Origin of the sequence: Bradyrhizobium sp. (genome assembly GCF_030697065.1) — a bacterium.
GTDB lineage: Bacteria > Pseudomonadota > Alphaproteobacteria > Rhizobiales > Xanthobacteraceae > Bradyrhizobium.
This window is the reverse complement of the sequence record NZ_JAUYQU010000057.1, coordinates 31,340-46,621: the sequence shown is the minus strand read 5'-3', so window position 1 is coordinate 46,621 and position 15,282 is coordinate 31,340. Positions and strand designations below refer to the sequence as shown.

Genomic DNA, 15,282 nt, shown 5'->3' with positions numbered 1-15,282 from the left:
CACCGCTCGTCTGCCCGTTCTGTGATCGCTCACGGAGTTTATCCCGCCCTGCAATCCATCGCGCGCCCGATGCCTTAGCGTCCACCGCATCCTGTCCCAACGTTCGGTGACGATGGCCAACGCCCCTTCCCCAGGAACAGGATGGGATGAGTCATACCGGTGTTTCGGGTTTCCGGAAAAGCGAAATTCTACCCGACGGGTTGATTTGTCGCATCCCGTCGGGTCAGGCCAACCTCGCCACGACAGCGCAGCATTGCTCGTCGGGATCGGGTTGCAATTAGCGAGCCGCTTCGAATCCGGCGAGAGCCGCGGTCAGATTGGTGCCGAGAATATCCGACAGGTATCCGCCTTCCTGGACAAGGACCGTGGGAAGCCCCAGCCGCGCAATCGCCGCACCGATGCGGCGGAATCCGTCGGTGGTCACGGCGAGCCCCGCGAGCGGGTCATGCTCCGACGCGTCGAGGCCGAGCGCCACCACCAGCGCGCCGGGTGCAAAAGCCCGGATCGTCTTCTCCGCTGTGCCGAGCGCCTGCAGATAGCCGTCATCGCCGGTGCCGATCGGCAGCGGAATGTTGAGATTGGCGCCCTCCCCCTGCCCGGTGCCGCGCTCGTGGGCATAGCCCCAGACGTAGGGATAGTAACGGGCTGGATCGGCATGGATCGATACCGTGAGAACGTCAGGCCGTTCGTAGAAGATGCCCTGCGTGCCGTTGCCGTGATGGACATCGACATCGAGGATCGCCACGCGCTCATGCTTCAGGCGCAGATGCGCCGCCGCGATCGCGCTGTTGTTGAGAAAGCAGAACCCACCTGCGAGATCGCGATAGGCGTGATGACCGGGTGGGCGGCAGAGCGCGTAAGCCGCGTCCTCGCCGTCCAGCACCAGTTGGGCGGCCGTCGTCGCCACGTCGGTGGCCGCGCAGACGGCCGCCCAGGTGCCGGGGCCGATCGGACAGCCCGTATCGACGGTGTGCCAGCCGAGCCGGCCGACGATGTGAGTCGGATAGGTCCCGGCATGGCGGACCGGATGCATGTTGGCGATCATCTCGGGACCTGAATCCCCGAGCGCCGCCCAGGCATCCCATGCCTCGGCGAGAAAACCGAGATATTCCGGGCTATGCACCCTGGCCCGCGGCCCCTGCCCGAACACGGTCGGCTCGACCAGATCGTGCTTGCCGGCCTTCAGCCCCGCCAGCAGCCGGTCGGCGCGTTCGGGTTGCTCGGTGGTTCGCTTGACGACGCCGCGAACCAGGAAGAATTGCGGATCGTGGCTTCGATGTAGTTCGCTGTAGACAGCCTTCACGCGGATGCTCCCATGGTCGACACAGATCCAGGTGCGGCAGCGTCGCACCACCTGGCCTCCGAGTCAGCCCCCGGGATCAGCCAAAACGATGATCGTATCTGGTCATGGCGAGTTCGGCCGCGTCGATGTCGGGCTTGCGGCCCGACAGCAGATCCGCCAGTACGCGTCCCGAACCGCACGCCATGGTCCAGCCCAGCGTGCCGTGACCGGTATTGAGGTGAAGGTTGGCGAATCGCGTTGCGCCGATCACGGGCGGACCGTCGGGCGTCATCGGCCGCAACCCGCTCCAGAACGTGGCTTGGTCCATAACCCCGCCGCGCGGGAACAGATCGGTCAGCGACTGATCCAGGGTCGCGCGCCGCGCCGGATGCAGCGTGTCGGAATAGCCTGACACTTCGGCGGTACCGCCGACGCGGATGCGGTCGCCGAGCCGCGTGATCGCCACCTTGTAGCTTTCATCCATCACCGTCGAGACCGGCGCCGCATCGTAATCGGCAATCGGCACGGTGATCGAATAGCCCTTGACCGGATAGACCGGGATCGAAATACCGAGCGGCCTGAGCAGCCGCGGAGACCAGCTTCCGAGGGCCATGACATAGGCATCTGCCCGCAACAGCCCCGCGCTGGTCGCGACGCCGGTGATCCCCGAGGCGTCCGCCATCAACCCCTCGATCGTGGTCCCGAGACGAAACTGGACGCCGAGCTTTTCGGCGTGAACGGCGAGCGCCTGGGTGAACACATGGCAGTCGCCGGTCTCGTCCTGCGGCAGCCGCAGGCCGCCGACGATCTCGGGCTTTGCGGTAGCAAGCGCGGGCTCCGCGGCGATGCAGCCATCGCGATCGAGCAATTCGAACGGCACGCCATATTGCTCGAGCACGGCGATATCGCTGGCCGTGCCGTCGAGCTGCGCCTGGGTGCGGAACAGCTGCAGCGTACCCTGGCTGCGCTCGTCATACTTGATCGCGATCTCCGCGCGCAGCGCGCGCAGGCAATCGCGGCTGTATTCGGCGACCGGAATCATACGGCTCTTGTTGACGGCATAGCGCGCCGATGTGCAGTTACGCAGCAGCTTGAGCAACCACAGCCACATCGCCGGATCGAGCCTGGGCCGGATCACCAGCGGACCATGCTTCATCAGCAGCCACTTGATCGCCTTCACCGGCACGCCGGGGCCGGCCCATGGCGAAGCGTAGCCGGGCGACACCTCGCCGGCATTGGCAAAGCTGGTCTCGAGCCCGGGCTCGGCCTGGCGGTCGACCACGGTGACCTCGTGGCCGGCCTTGGCGAGATAGTAGGCTGATGTCACGCCGATGACACCGCCGCCCAGAACCAGAACCTTCACGATCGTCTATGCTCCTGCCGTGGCCGCTGTCGCATCGCTACGAAAATACTGGCGGTCAAGAGCTTTGCAAACTTCAGGCCACACGCTTCAACGCATCGCCCAGCATCGCCGCAATGTCGTCGATGTGGCTGCGCTCGACGATCAGCGGCGGCGATAGCGCGAGGGAGTCGCCGGAGTTGCGGAGCACGAGGCCGCGGTTGAAGCAGTCGACCATGACGTCGTAGCCGCGCGCTCCCACGGCATCCGGCCGCGACGACAGCTCGACACCCGCGACAAGACCGATGGCGCGCACGTCGATGACGTTCGGCAGGCCGCGCAGCGAATGCATCGCGTCCTGCCAGTACCCGGTGAGCTCGGCGCCGCGCGTCAGCAGCCCCTCTTTCCGGTAGATCTCCAGCGTCGCGATCCCGGCCGCGCAGGCCACCGGGTGCGCGGAATAGGTATAGCCGTGAAACAGCTCGATCTGGCTGGCCGGTCCCGTCATCAGCGCATCATGGATCCTGCGGCTCGCAAACACCGCGCCCATCGGAACGACGCCGTTGGTGATCCCCTTGGCGGAGGTGATGAGATCGGGCGTGACGCCGAAATAGTTGGTGGCGAAGGGCGCGCCGAGCCGGCCGAACCCGGTGATCACCTCGTCGAAAATCAACAGGATGCCGTGCTTGTCGCACAGCGCCCGCAGGCGCTGCAGATAGCCCTGCGGCGGGATCAGCACGCCGGTCGAGCCGGCGACCGGCTCGATGATGACGGCGGCGATCGTGTCGGCGCCGTGCAGCCCGACCAGACGCTCGACATCGTCGGCAAGCTCCGCGCCGTGCGCGGGCTGGCCTCTGGAGAAGGCGTTGCGGTCGAGATCGTGGGTATGGCGCAGATGATCGACGCCCGGCAGATGCGTCGCGAAGGCCCTGCGGTTGTTGACCATGCCGCCGACCGACATGCCGCCGAAACCGACGCCGTGGTAGCCGCGCTCGCGGCCGATGAAACGGGTACGTGTCGCCTGCCCGACCGCGCGATGATAGGCCAGCGCGATCTTGAGCGCGGTGTCGACCGACTCCGAGCCGGAATTGGTAAAGAAGATGCGATCGAGGCCGGCGGGCGCGACCGCCGCCAGCTTCTCGGCGAAATCGAACGCCAAGGGATGGCCGATCTGGAATGACGGCGCGTAGTCCAGCGTTGTGAGCTGGCGATGAACCGCGTCCGCTATCTCGCGCCGGCCGTGACCGGCGTTGACGCACCATAACCCGGCCGATGCATCGATCAATTGACGGCCATCGACCGAGGTATAGTACATGCCCTCGGCGGAGGCGATCAGGCGAGGCTCGGCCTTGAACTGCCGGTTGGCCGTAAACGGCATCCAGAAAGAATCGAGGCTGGCGGTGTTCGGGATCTGATGAATGGTCACGGGCGACTCCTCCTGCGGGCTGCCCGCATCGACACATGTTCATGAAAATGCAGCAAGGCCTTTTCTTGCCCAGACCAAGCCATTGATTTCATTGTATTCCAGCGGTAATATTCCATCGATCCGCAACACTCACAACAGCCAACCCGCAACCATTGGGGCGACGATGAGCATCGATGTCGGCGAACGGCTCCGTTTCGTCCGCGGCCGCAACAAGCTGTCGCAGCGCGAATTGGCCAAACGTTCCGGGGTCACCAACTCGACGATCTCGCTGATCGAATCCAACCAGATGAATCCCTCGGTCGGCGCGCTCAAGCGCATTCTCGATGGCATCCCGATGGGAATGGCGGAATTCTTCGCCCTCGAACCCGACCGGCCGCGCAAGGCATTCTACCGCTCCGACGAGTTGAGCGAGATCGGCAAAGGCCAGATCTCCTTTCGTCAGGTCGGCGACAATCTGTTCGGCCGCGCGCTCCAGATCCTGAAGGAGCGTTACGAACCGGGTGGCGACACCGGACGTATCCTGCTGGTACACGATGGCGAGGAAGGCGGCATCGTTCTCAGCGGCCGGCTCGAGGTGACCGTGGACAGCGAGCGCCGCATCCTCGGACCCGGCGACGCCTATTATTTCGAGAGCCGCCGGCCGCATCGATTCCGCTGCGTCGGCGCCAGCCCCTGCGAACTGATCAGCGCCTGCACGCCGCCGACGTTTTGACGGAAGCGGTGACTGCGACGCGGCCGGCGCCGCTATAGTTTGAAACGCGGATCGAGGAAGTCGCGAAGGCTGTCGCCGAACAGGTTGAAGGCGAACACGGCCAGGCTGATCGCGATGCCCGGGAACAGGATCATCCAGGGCGCCTGCCGGTAGAAGTCGGCGGCGTTGCCCGAGAGCATCAGCCCCCAAGCCGCGGTCGGCTCGGTCACGCCGAGACCGAGGAAGGACAGCGAGGCTTCCGCCAGGATCGCCTGGGCGATGAAGGCGGTCAGCATGATGAGATAGGGCGCCACCACGTTCGGCGCCATGTGCCGGAAGATGATGCGGGTGTGCGAGTAGCCGGCGGCGCGCGCGGCATCGACATAGGGCATCACGCGCACCGACAGCGCGGCCGAGCGCACCACGCGCGCGACGCGCGGCAGGATCGGGATGGCGATGGCGACAATCAGGTTCACGTCGACACCGCCCACCGAGAACTTGCGGAACGCCGCCACCACCACCAGCGCGAGGACGATCAGCGGGAACGCGAGCAGGATGTCGACGAAACGCTGAATCCAGTCGTCGATCCTGCCGCCGAAATAGGCCGAGGCGATGCCGAGGATGGCGCCGAGCGTCGAGCCGACGAAGGACGAAGTAAAGCCGATCACCAGCGCCGTGCGCGAACCGTAGATCAGGCGCGAGCAGATGTCGCGGCCGTAGGCGTCGGTGCCGCACCAGTGGTCGGCGGACGGCGGCGCCAGCAGCGAGGCGAAATCGATCGTCAGCGGGTCGTAGGGCGCCACCAGCGGCGAGAAGATTCCCGCAAACATCATCAGAACGATGATGACGAAACTCACGGCGCCAAGCGGCTGCTGGCGGCAGAAGTCGAGATACACGTTCGACTGACGTGGCTTCACGGCGGGAAGGCTCGGGGAGTCCATCGTCATGCGTTGTACCGGATTCGCGGATCGAACACGGCATAGAGCAGATCGATCACGAGATTGACGAACACGTAGAAGGCGGCGATCAGCATCACCATGCCCTGGATCAGCGTGAAGTCGTTGCGCGACACGCTCTGGACGAACAGCTGGCCGATGCCGTTGAGATTGAACACCTGCTCGGTGACGACCAGGCCGCCGATCAGGAAGGTGAACTCCAGCCCGATGACGGTGATGGCCGGCAGCAGCGCGTTGCGCAGCGCGTGCCGCGAGATCACGAGCCGCTCATAGACGCCCTTGGCGCGCGCGGTGCGGATGTAGTCCTCGTTCATCACCTCGAGCAGCGAAGAACGGATCATGCGGGCCACCACCGCGCAATAGCGGTAGCCGACCGCCAGAGCCGGCCAGATCAGTTGCGTGAGGTTGGCGATCGGATCGACATAGATCGGCGTGAACGTGATCGGTGGCAGCCAGTTGAACAGGGCCAGCAAGGTCAGCATGATCAGCATGCCGAACCAGAACGACGGAATTGACAGGCCGCCGATGGTCAGAATCCGCACCGCGTAATCGATCCAGCTGTCGCGGAACAGCGCCGCCATGGTCCCCATGGGAATGGCGAGCAGAACCGCGACAAAGGTCGCCATGATGGCGACCTGCAGCGACAGTTCGAGGCGGCCGGCGATCTCGGTCACCACCGGCCGCTCGGTCCACATCGAGTTGCCGAAGTCGAGCGTGGCCATGCCCACCATCCAGTCGCCGAACTGGGTCAGCAGCGGCCGGTCCAGCCCGAGCCGCTTGCGCTCCATGTCGATGGTTTCCTGCGTGACGCTGCCGCCGTCGCCCCGCAGCTTGATCTCGACGATGTCGCCGGGTACGACGCGCAGCAGGAAGAACACGAGCACTGCGACCCCGATAAGGGTCGGGATCATCAGCAGGACGCGATTGATGGTGTAGCGAAGCATGGAATCCCTTTGCGGCCTCTCCCCGCCGGGGCGGGGAGAGGCAAGTGAGGCTGTTGCCTAAGCGTTGATCCAGACGTCCTCGAGCTGCTGACCGAGATTGTGGCTCGGCGACATTTTCCAGCCCATCAGCGTCTTGTGGGTCGGCACGATGCGGTGCCACCACAGCAGCGGCTGCTGGTAGCCCTGCTCGAACAGGCGCTTCTCGAAAGCGCGAACGATCGCCTTGCGCTTCGCCGGATCGCGTTCGCGCATGTGATCGTCATAAAGCTTGTCGAGCGCCTCGTCCTTCGAACGCGAGCGGTTTTCCGGCGAACGCGTGACCGAGAGGTACTTGGCGAGACCGAGGCTGGTATCGTCCATGAACAGGTTGGAGAAGTCGATCGCCACGTCGTGATTGCCGGCGTTCATGGTCGCGAGATACGCGCCGGTGTCGGACTGCTTGTGCTCGACCGTAACCCCGATCTGCCGCCACTGGTCGACCAGGAAGATTCCGGCCGGCGTGTAGGGCATCGCGAGGTTGCGGTTCCACAGCACGAAGGACAGGTTTTCATGGCCCGCTTCCTTCAGCAGCTTCTTCGCCTCCTCGCGTGATTTCTTGATGTCCTTCGAGAACCCCGGCAGTTTCACCAGTTCGGCTTCCGGCGTCGCATAGGGCGAGCCGGGACGAACGACGCCGCCGACCGAACGCAGCGTGGAGATCTTCGACAGGCCCTGGCTGCCGCCCCAGCGGTCGATCGCCATCAGCAGCGCCTTGCGCACGCGCACGTCGTCGAACGGCTTCTTGTCGACGTTGAAACAGACCAGAAGATTGAGCGTCCAGCTCGACTCCTCGATCCGGATCTTGTCGCCCATGGTCTGCACCAGGCGGTCGCGCTCCGCCGGCGAGATGCCGCGGAACTCGCCCAGCACCTGCCCGCCCTGCACGGCGTTGAGCATCGCGGCGGCCTGCAGGGTGAAGATGCCCTTGAAGCCGTCGAGATAGGGAAAACCCTTCTTGAAGTAGTTCTCGTTCTTCTTGCCGGCGATGTGGCTGCCCTTGACGTGCTCGACAAAGGTGAACGGCCCGGTGCCGTTGATCTTGGTGCGCGGAAGGGCCGGATTCTCGGCGAGGTCCTTGGCGGCGTAGATCACGTTCCACGGCGAAGCGAAGTGTTCGAGCATCGCCGCGTTGACCGCCTTCATCTTGAAGACGACGGTGAGCGGATCCGGGGTCTCGATCGAACCGATGTCGGCGAAGGTCGCCTTGCGCGTCGAGACCACGCCCTGCGGCGGGTCGCGCATGCGATCGTAGGTCGCCTTCACGTCCGCCGAGGTGAGTGTCGTGCCGTCGGCGAACTTGACGTTCGGATGCAGCTTGAACGTATAGGTCATGAGATCGGGCGCCGCGGTCCAGGACTGCGCCAGATCGCCTTCGAGCGCCGGGAACTTCGACAGGTTGAAGCGCAGCAGCGTCGAATAGAACGGCGCCGCCAGATGCAGCGTGGCGTAGGTATCGCTGGCGTGCGGATCGTAATGCGGCGCCTCGGCGCTGATCGCGAAGTTCAAATTGCCGCCGCGCTTGACCGCGGGCGCCTGCGCCGTGGCCCTGGTGAAGTCGAAATTGAACCCGCCCAAACCGAGGGCGAGCGCTCCGGCAGTACCTTGCAAGGCCGTCCTTCTCGTTATCTTCATCGCATATCCTCCCTGTGTGATCGTCTTCTTGGTTTATTGGGTCGTCTTCCCGGTTCTCAAGCGCTGGCCGTCAGACCTTGATGCAGGCCGCAAAGTGCCCCGGTCTCTTTTCCTCGAGGGGCGGAACCACCTCCCGGCATTCCTGGCTGACCTGCGGGCAGCGCGTGCTGAAGACGCATCCTGTCGGCGGCGCCAGATGGCTCGGCAGTTCGCCCTTGATCAGGCGCGGCTCACGCTGCTTTTCGATCGAGGGATCCGGCACCGGCGCGGCGTCCAGCAGGACCCTGGTATAGGGATGCAGGGATCCCCCGTAGATCGTGTCGCGGTCCGCGACTTCCATGATCCGGCCGAAATACATCACGACCACGCGGGCGGAGATGTGGCGCACGACAGCCAGGTCGTGGGCGATGAACAGGAAGGCGAGCTTGAACTTGCGCTGCAACTCCTCGAGCAGATTGATGATCTGGCCCTGGATCGAAACGTCGAGCGCCGATACCGCCTCGTCGCATACGATGAATGAGGGCTCCATCGCCAGCGCGCGCGCGATACCGACGCGCTGGCGTTGTCCACCGGAAAGCTGATGCGGATAGCGTTCGGCCATTTCCGGCCGCAGCCCGACATTCTCCAGCAATTCGGCGACGCGCGCCTCGACCTGCCCGCGTCCGTCGACGATTTTGTAAACGTGCAGCGGCTCGCCGATGATCTGGCCGACGGTCATGCGCGGATTGAGCGATGAGTACGGATCCTGAAAGATCACCTGCACCTTGCGGCGCATCGCCTTGAGTTCCGCCGGCGAGGCGGTCGACAGGTTGACGCCCTCGAAATGAATCTCGCCCGAGGTCGGCTCTTCCAGGCGCAGGATCAGCCGGCCGACGGTGGTCTTGCCGCAGCCGGATTCGCCGACCAGCCCGAGCGTTTCGCCGGGATAGATGTCGAAGGAGACGTCCTGCACCGCGCGCACCGTGCCGGCGGAACTGCGCAGGCCGCCGGCGGCGGCGAAATTCTTGGTCAAGTTGCGCACCGACAACACCGGCGCCGTCGTGTTGGCGGCGAAGTTCAATCCGGCGCCGCCGGCGGCCGACCAGGTGATCTTGCCGGAGGCGATCTCCTCGTGCCGGTGACAGCGCGAAAGGCTGCCGGTATCGGTGACGAACAGCGGCGGCTCCTGGTCGCAGACCGCGATGCGAAAGGGACAGCGGGGCGCGAAACGGCAGGCGGTCGAGGCATCCGCCAGATTCGGCGGCAGGCCCTCGATGGTTTCCAGCTTGCCGCCGCGCGGGCGGTCGAGCCGCGGCACCGAGCGCAGCAGGCCCATGCTGTAGGGATGACGCGGGTCGTGGAACACCGCTTCGGCCGCCCCCTGCTCGGCCACGCGCGCGGCATACATGACGAGGACCCGGTCGGCGTAGCGTGCGACGACACCGAGATTGTGGGTGATGATGATGAGCGCGATATCGAGCTGGCGCGACAAATTCTTCATCAGCTCGAGAATCTGCGCCTGAATGGTGACGTCGAGTGCGGTGGTCGGTTCGTCGGCGATAATGAGCTTGGGATTGCAGGCCAGCCCGATCGCGATCATCACCCGCTGACGCATTCCTCCGGAGAATTGATGCGGATACTGATCGAGCCGGCGCTCGGGGTCGGTGATACCGACAAGCTGCAGCAGCTCGATGGAGCGATCCTGCGCTTCCTTGTCGGTCATGCCGAGATGGATTTGCAACGGCTCCTTGATCTGAAGTCCAATCGTCAGGATCGGATTCAGGGATGTCATGGGTTCCTGGAAGATCATCGAAATGTCGCGGCCGCGAATCTGGCGCATCTGCTCGTCGTCGAGATCGAGCAGCGAGCGGCCGTCGAACATGATCCGGCCTTTCGGAATTTTTCCGGTGAGGCGCGGCAGCAGCCGCATGATCGAGAGCGCGGTTACCGACTTGCCGGACCCGGACTCACCGACGATGGCGACCACTTCGCCGCGATCAACGGTGAAGCTGACGCCCTCTACCGCGCGAACGATGCCGCGTGCGGTGGCGAACTGGGTATGCAGGTCATCGACCTCGAGCAGCGGCGCAGCCACCTCCGGCCGTGCGTCCCGCAGTGCACGCAAATCATCGCTCGTATCGGCAACGCTCAACCGCTTTCCCCCCGAAACCGCACCGTCAGCGCCTCGTCGACATCCACGATCCGTCCTCGCCCGCGAAGCGGGGTCGGCGCAAATCGACGATGTCGTTTCGTCGTTGCCGATGCCCAGGAACCCTCCAGTGCCTGGTATGCCGCCGTTCTTTTTGATTATGCCGGCGGCCGAACCGGCATCCTATTGGCCACAATGCGCTACGGCAAGATTATTACGGGCTTGACGGCCCGTGCCGGGCCATCCATCCGGCCGCTGTTTTCACGCTTCGAATCGCCGCGCGCCGTCAACCTGCCCGGGAACAAAGGCATTCGCGGGCGAACGATCACGCGTACAGTCCCGCAACGATCGGCATTCGCGCCGCGCGGATCGCCGGAAACAGTCCGCCGATCAATCCGACCACCAGCGCCAGCCCGACACCCTCGGCGATCAGCCATCCCGAGAGCTTGAAGTCGAATACCACCTGGGTGAAGTTTCCGCCCAGCGTCGAAGCCGTCACGCCATCAAAGATCAGATAGGTCGCGGCGGCGCCGAGCAGCCCGCCGATCGCCGCCAGCGTCAGCGATTCCGCGAGCGTGCCGACGAAGGCCGGAAAGCCGCCGAAACCGATGGCGCGCAGCGTCGCTATTTCCGTCGCGCGGGCCGCCACGGAGGAGTACATGGTGTTGAGCGCGCCGGCGAGCGCGCCGAGCGCCATCGCGATCGCCAGCGGCCAGCCGAGCTTCTGGATCAGGTCCGAGGTTTGCGACGCCTGTTCGGCGAAGTAGGCGGCTTCCGATTTGACGTCGAGCTTCAGCCGCGGATCGTTGTCGCTGTAGCTCTTCAGCTCGTTCAGCGCCGCCGGGGCGGTGAGGCGCGCGCGCACGGTCTGCACGATATTGTTGCGGTTGAACAGGCTCTGCACCACCGGCAGGTCCGCCCAGATCTCCGATTCGAACACGCTGCCGCCGGCTTCGAACACGCCAACCACGGTCCAGCGTGTGGCGCCGAACGCGACCGTGCTGCCGAGTTCGAACTCCTCGAATTCCCGCAACAGCGCCTTGCCGACCACGACCTCGTTGCTGCCGCGGCTGAACATGCGGCCGGAGGTGATGGCAACCCCCTTGCGCAGCGTCGCGCCCTGGTCGCCGATTCCGCGCAGCGGCAGGTTGGCCTTGGTTCTGGTGGAACGCTTGAGGCCGTCGACCACGAGATAAAGTTCGGGCGAGATCAGCGGCTTGCCGTCACTGCCTCGCGCGATGCCGGGCCCATCCTCGATCAGACGCACCTGGTCGCGGCTCACCGTGCTGTTGATCTCCGCCTGCGAGCCGGCCCGAAGCACGATGGCGATGTCATCGGTGCCCGCTCCGGCAATGGTGCGCTGGAACCCGTTGGCCATCGCCAGAAAGGCGAGCAGCACGACCACGACAAGCGCGACCGCGATCACGGTCGACAGCGACAGCCAGCGGCGCTGCCCCATGCTCCTGAGATTGATCGAGGTGACCGCCATGACCTGCAGCAAGAGCGAGCGCATGATTATCCCCGTCCGAGCGCGGTTGCGATTTTGAGCCGCATGGCATTGAGCGCCGGAATGATTCCCGTGATCAGGCCCAGCGCGATCATCAGTGCCACGCCCTGCAGCGCGATGACCGGCGACACGGCGAAGGCCGGCGCGATACTGGACAGGCTTTCGCGCAACGCCATCGTGATCAGCGCGGCGATCGCCAGGCCCGGCAAACCGCCGAGCAGCGCCAGCAACACCGATTCGCCCAGCACCATCCGCAAAATCCGCCCGCCCGAGAAGCCGAGCGTCTTCAGCACGCCGATCTCCCTGGTACGTTCCCGTATCGACAGCGCCATGGTGTTGCCGACGATCATCAGGATGGTGACGAAGGCGGCGCCGACCACCAGGAACACGATCAGGGCGATGTTGCCGAACTGGGCCGCGAACGCCTTGCCGAAGGCCTTTTCGGTATCGGTCGAGGTCTCCGCGGTCGAATTGGCGAACATCGCATCGATGGCTTTTGCGACGCGGTCGTTGTTCGCGGGCGAGTCGGTCTGGAGAATCATCCAGCCGATGGTGTCCTTGCCGAACGAGCGGGTCTCGTCGAAATAGGCGTACTGAAACAGCATGAAGTTGGTGTCGACGTGCTCCGCCTTGCCCTTGACGATGCCGGCGATGGTGAAGTCCCAGGTATGCCCGCCGCTGCGCTGGGTGAAGATATTGCTCGCAAGCGGCACACGGTCGCCGACCTTCCAGCCCCATTTTTTTGCCAGCGATTCACCGACCACCGCGCTGCCGCGGTCACGGACAAAGGCCTGAAGCTGCTCGGGCGAGACCTCGAATTCGCTGCGGTAGACATCGAAATAGGTCGCCGGTTCGATCGCCAGCGACATCACGAAATTTTTCGGCTCCTGGTAGTATCCGCCGAACCAGTTGGCGAAGGTCACTTGCCGCACCCCTTCCATCGCGCGCACGCGATTGAAATAGGCGATCGGCAGCGGCTGGGTGAAGTTGATCTTGTTGACGGTGATGAGACGATCGGCGGCGGCGCGGTCCTCGCCGGCCGTGAAGGCGCGGTAGAATCCGGCGAGCACGCCGAAGATCATGAACGCGATCAGGATCGACACGATCATCAATATCGCGCGCAGTTTGCGGCGGAACAGGTTTTTCCGCACCAGGTCGAAGTCGTTCACGCCGCCAGCTCCTGTTCGACGAATTGGCCCTTGTCGAGGCGCAGCGTCCGCTGCGCATAGCGCGCCGCCGCCGGGTCGTGCGTGACCATCACGATGGTCTTGCCGAGTTCCTTGTTGAGCAGCTGCAGGATGGAGAGAATCTCGTCGGCGGATTGACGGTCGAGGTCGCCGGTCGGTTCGTCGCACAGCAGCAGGCTCGGATCGGACACGATGGCGCGCGCGATGGCGACGCGCTGCTGCTGGCCGCCCGACATTTCGCGCGGATGATGCTTGACGCGATCGGCCAGGCCGACCACCGACAGCGCGGTCTGGACGCGGCTCGCCCGCTCCTTTTTGCGCAGATTGGTCAGCAGCAGCGGCAATTCCACATTCTGCGCAGCGGTGAGCATCGGCATCAGGTTGTAGAACTGGAAAATGAAGCCGATGTTGGCCGCGCGCCAGTTCGCCAGCTGGCCCTCCGACATGCCGTCGATGCGGCTGTCGGCGATGCGGACCTCGCCCCCATCGGCGTGATCGATCCCGCCGAGCAGGTTCAGCAGCGTGGTCTTGCCCGAACCGGACGGCCCCATGACCGCGACGAAATCGCCGCGCGGGATGACGAGGTCGAGATGATCGAAGATCGTGATCGTTTCCTTGCCCTTGACGAAACGCTTGTTTACGCCAGCCAGGGCAACCATTGGATTTTCCGACGCCACTTCTGTTCTCCCCGATCGAATTCAGTTGGCGGAAGCGGTTGCGTTCGGCGCCAGCGCGCCCGCGTTCGCTTCGCGCAGGAATGTCACCTTCACCGCCATATCTGGCAGGATGCGCGGGTCCTTCCGCTCGAACAGGATACGGACCTTGACGGTCGCCTTTTCCCGATTGGCGGTCGGCACGATGGCGATGACGGACGCCGGTATCGACCAGTCCGGATAGGCATCCAGCACGGCGTTGACCTGACCGCCGGCGACGACGCGCCCGATGAATGCCTCGTTGACATCGACCTCGACCTCGATCGAATCCATATCGACGATGGTGCAGATGCCCGTCCGCGTGAAGCCGCCCACCGACATCGGCGAGATCATTTCTCCCGGTTGCGCACTGCGGTCGATCACGACCCCGCTGAAAGGCGCACGGATCATGTACTTGTCGAGGACCGAGGCGCTGCGTTCGGCGTCGAGCCGCGCAGTATCGCGCTGCGACTGCGACTGGCGCAGCTGCGCGCTCAGCACCCCAACGCGCGCCTGCGCCCTGGTCAGTTCGGCATCGGTTGCAAAATTCTTCTGCGCCAGCGTCTTGACACGCGAAAGTATCCGGGTCGCATCCTCCAGATCGGCGGAGATGGCACCGATTGCCGCCTCCGCCGCTTCGACGCGCGAGCGCGCCAGCGCCAGGTCCGATTCGGCGAGCACACTGTCGAGCCGCGCCACCACCTGACCCTCGGTGACGGTCATGCCCTCCTCGATCAGGACTTCCACCACCTTGCCGGTAATCTCGGCGGCAACGGTGGCCTTGCGGCGGGCGACCACGTATCCGGACGCGGCCAGCGCTCCGGTATCTCTCTTCGCCATGCTTTGCTGCGGCGGTTGCGGAGAGACGGCTACCGGCGACGGTGCGGCGACGGGTTCGGCGCCACGAAAGCCGTGAAATTCGGGCAAGCCGAATACGGACACCATTGCCGCTGCAATGACAATAACGCCAGCGCCCGCCGCGAGCGGCCAGCGGGACCGGCCGCCGGATGCAACCGGTTCCGCGCTCGCGCTGCGGTCGATCGCCAGCGACTTCAGCAATTTGGTCTTTTCTTCCGTCATTACCCCGATGATCAGGCAGTTCGGAACGCCGGCCCTGATGGACGCTGCGTGATACCTTGTCCCGCCTGCTTGATACCTTTCATATTTGCCGGTGTGTCGCGCCACACTTTTAAGACGCTCATCACCCCGATGATCCGACAGTCGAGGTCATGAATCGCACTCGGCGCGCTCAGGCGGAGTTATATTTGTCTTAACGAAAGACTGCAGGCAATTTCCGGCCTATTGGGGGCGGGAGTTACGCTCCACCGTCATCACGGAACAACAGGACCAGCGCCGCCAAGCCGCGGATGGCGCAGCTAATCTGGTATATAAATACCTTTCCCCCCCATATGCGGCGATATGCGGAGGGCTCGACGGGCAAGCATGTGGTCAGTCGCCC

Annotated in this window: 12 protein-coding genes; 1 reads left to right on the top strand and 11 read right to left on the bottom strand. The window is 64.5% G+C overall.

Going from position 1 to position 15,282, the window contains the following annotated elements:
* Positions 1-277: 277 nt before the first annotated feature.
* The 3 genes from Q8R73_RS04260 to Q8R73_RS04250 form a co-directional block, all read right to left on the bottom strand.
* Positions 278-1,303, bottom strand: a complete 1,026-nt coding sequence (locus tag Q8R73_RS04260) for a histone deacetylase family protein (protein WP_305718289.1) — start codon at positions 1,301-1,303, stop codon at positions 278-280.
* A gap of 76 nt (positions 1,304-1,379) precedes the next feature.
* Positions 1,380-2,645, bottom strand: a complete 1,266-nt coding sequence (locus Q8R73_RS04255; protein ID WP_305718288.1) for a D-amino acid dehydrogenase — start codon at positions 2,643-2,645, stop codon at positions 1,380-1,382.
* Between the two features lie 73 nt (positions 2,646-2,718).
* Entirely contained in the window at positions 2,719-3,999 is a 1,281-nt protein-coding gene (locus Q8R73_RS04250; protein ID WP_305718291.1) for an aspartate aminotransferase family protein, read from the bottom strand.
* A gap of 211 nt (positions 4,000-4,210) precedes the next feature.
* Between Q8R73_RS04250 and Q8R73_RS04245 the strand changes: the two genes are divergently transcribed.
* A complete protein-coding gene (locus tag Q8R73_RS04245) occupies positions 4,211-4,759 on the top strand; it encodes a cupin domain-containing protein (RefSeq protein ID WP_305718287.1) in 549 nt (182 codons plus the stop codon).
* 32 nt (positions 4,760-4,791) lie between these two features.
* Here the strand turns inward: Q8R73_RS04245 and Q8R73_RS04240 are convergent, their stop codons facing one another.
* The 8 genes from Q8R73_RS04240 to Q8R73_RS04205 all read right to left on the bottom strand — a co-directional run bounded on the left by Q8R73_RS04240 (position 4,792) and on the right by Q8R73_RS04205 (position 14,903).
* Entirely contained in the window at positions 4,792-5,685 is an 894-nt protein-coding gene (locus Q8R73_RS04240) for an ABC transporter permease (protein WP_305718286.1), read from the bottom strand.
* Positions 5,682-6,638, bottom strand: a complete 957-nt coding sequence (locus tag Q8R73_RS04235; protein ID WP_305718285.1) for an ABC transporter permease — start codon at positions 6,636-6,638, stop codon at positions 5,682-5,684. The genes Q8R73_RS04240 and Q8R73_RS04235 overlap by 4 nt, the downstream gene beginning before the upstream one ends.
* A gap of 57 nt (positions 6,639-6,695) precedes the next feature.
* Positions 6,696-8,285, bottom strand: coding sequence for an ABC transporter substrate-binding protein (locus tag Q8R73_RS04230; RefSeq protein WP_305718284.1), 1,590 nt, complete (start codon positions 8,283-8,285; stop codon positions 6,696-6,698).
* Positions 8,286-8,379: 94 nt separating this feature from the next.
* Positions 8,380-10,413, bottom strand: a complete 2,034-nt coding sequence (locus Q8R73_RS04225; protein WP_305718283.1) for an ABC transporter ATP-binding protein — start codon at positions 10,411-10,413, stop codon at positions 8,380-8,382.
* Between the two features lie 349 nt (positions 10,414-10,762).
* Positions 10,763-11,950: an ABC transporter permease gene (locus Q8R73_RS04220; RefSeq protein WP_305718282.1), complete on the bottom strand. Its 1,188-nt coding sequence runs from the start codon at positions 11,948-11,950 to the stop codon at positions 10,763-10,765.
* Between the two features lie 2 nt (positions 11,951-11,952).
* Positions 11,953-13,113: an FtsX-like permease family protein gene (locus Q8R73_RS04215; protein ID WP_305718281.1), complete on the bottom strand. Its 1,161-nt coding sequence runs from the start codon at positions 13,111-13,113 to the stop codon at positions 11,953-11,955.
* Positions 13,110-13,790: an ABC transporter ATP-binding protein gene (locus tag Q8R73_RS04210; protein WP_305718280.1), complete on the bottom strand. Its 681-nt coding sequence runs from the start codon at positions 13,788-13,790 to the stop codon at positions 13,110-13,112. The genes Q8R73_RS04215 and Q8R73_RS04210 overlap by 4 nt, the downstream gene beginning before the upstream one ends.
* 39 nt (positions 13,791-13,829) lie before the next feature.
* Positions 13,830-14,903, bottom strand: a complete 1,074-nt coding sequence (locus Q8R73_RS04205) for an efflux RND transporter periplasmic adaptor subunit (RefSeq protein ID WP_305718279.1) — start codon at positions 14,901-14,903, stop codon at positions 13,830-13,832.
* Positions 14,904-15,282 lie beyond the last annotated feature (379 nt).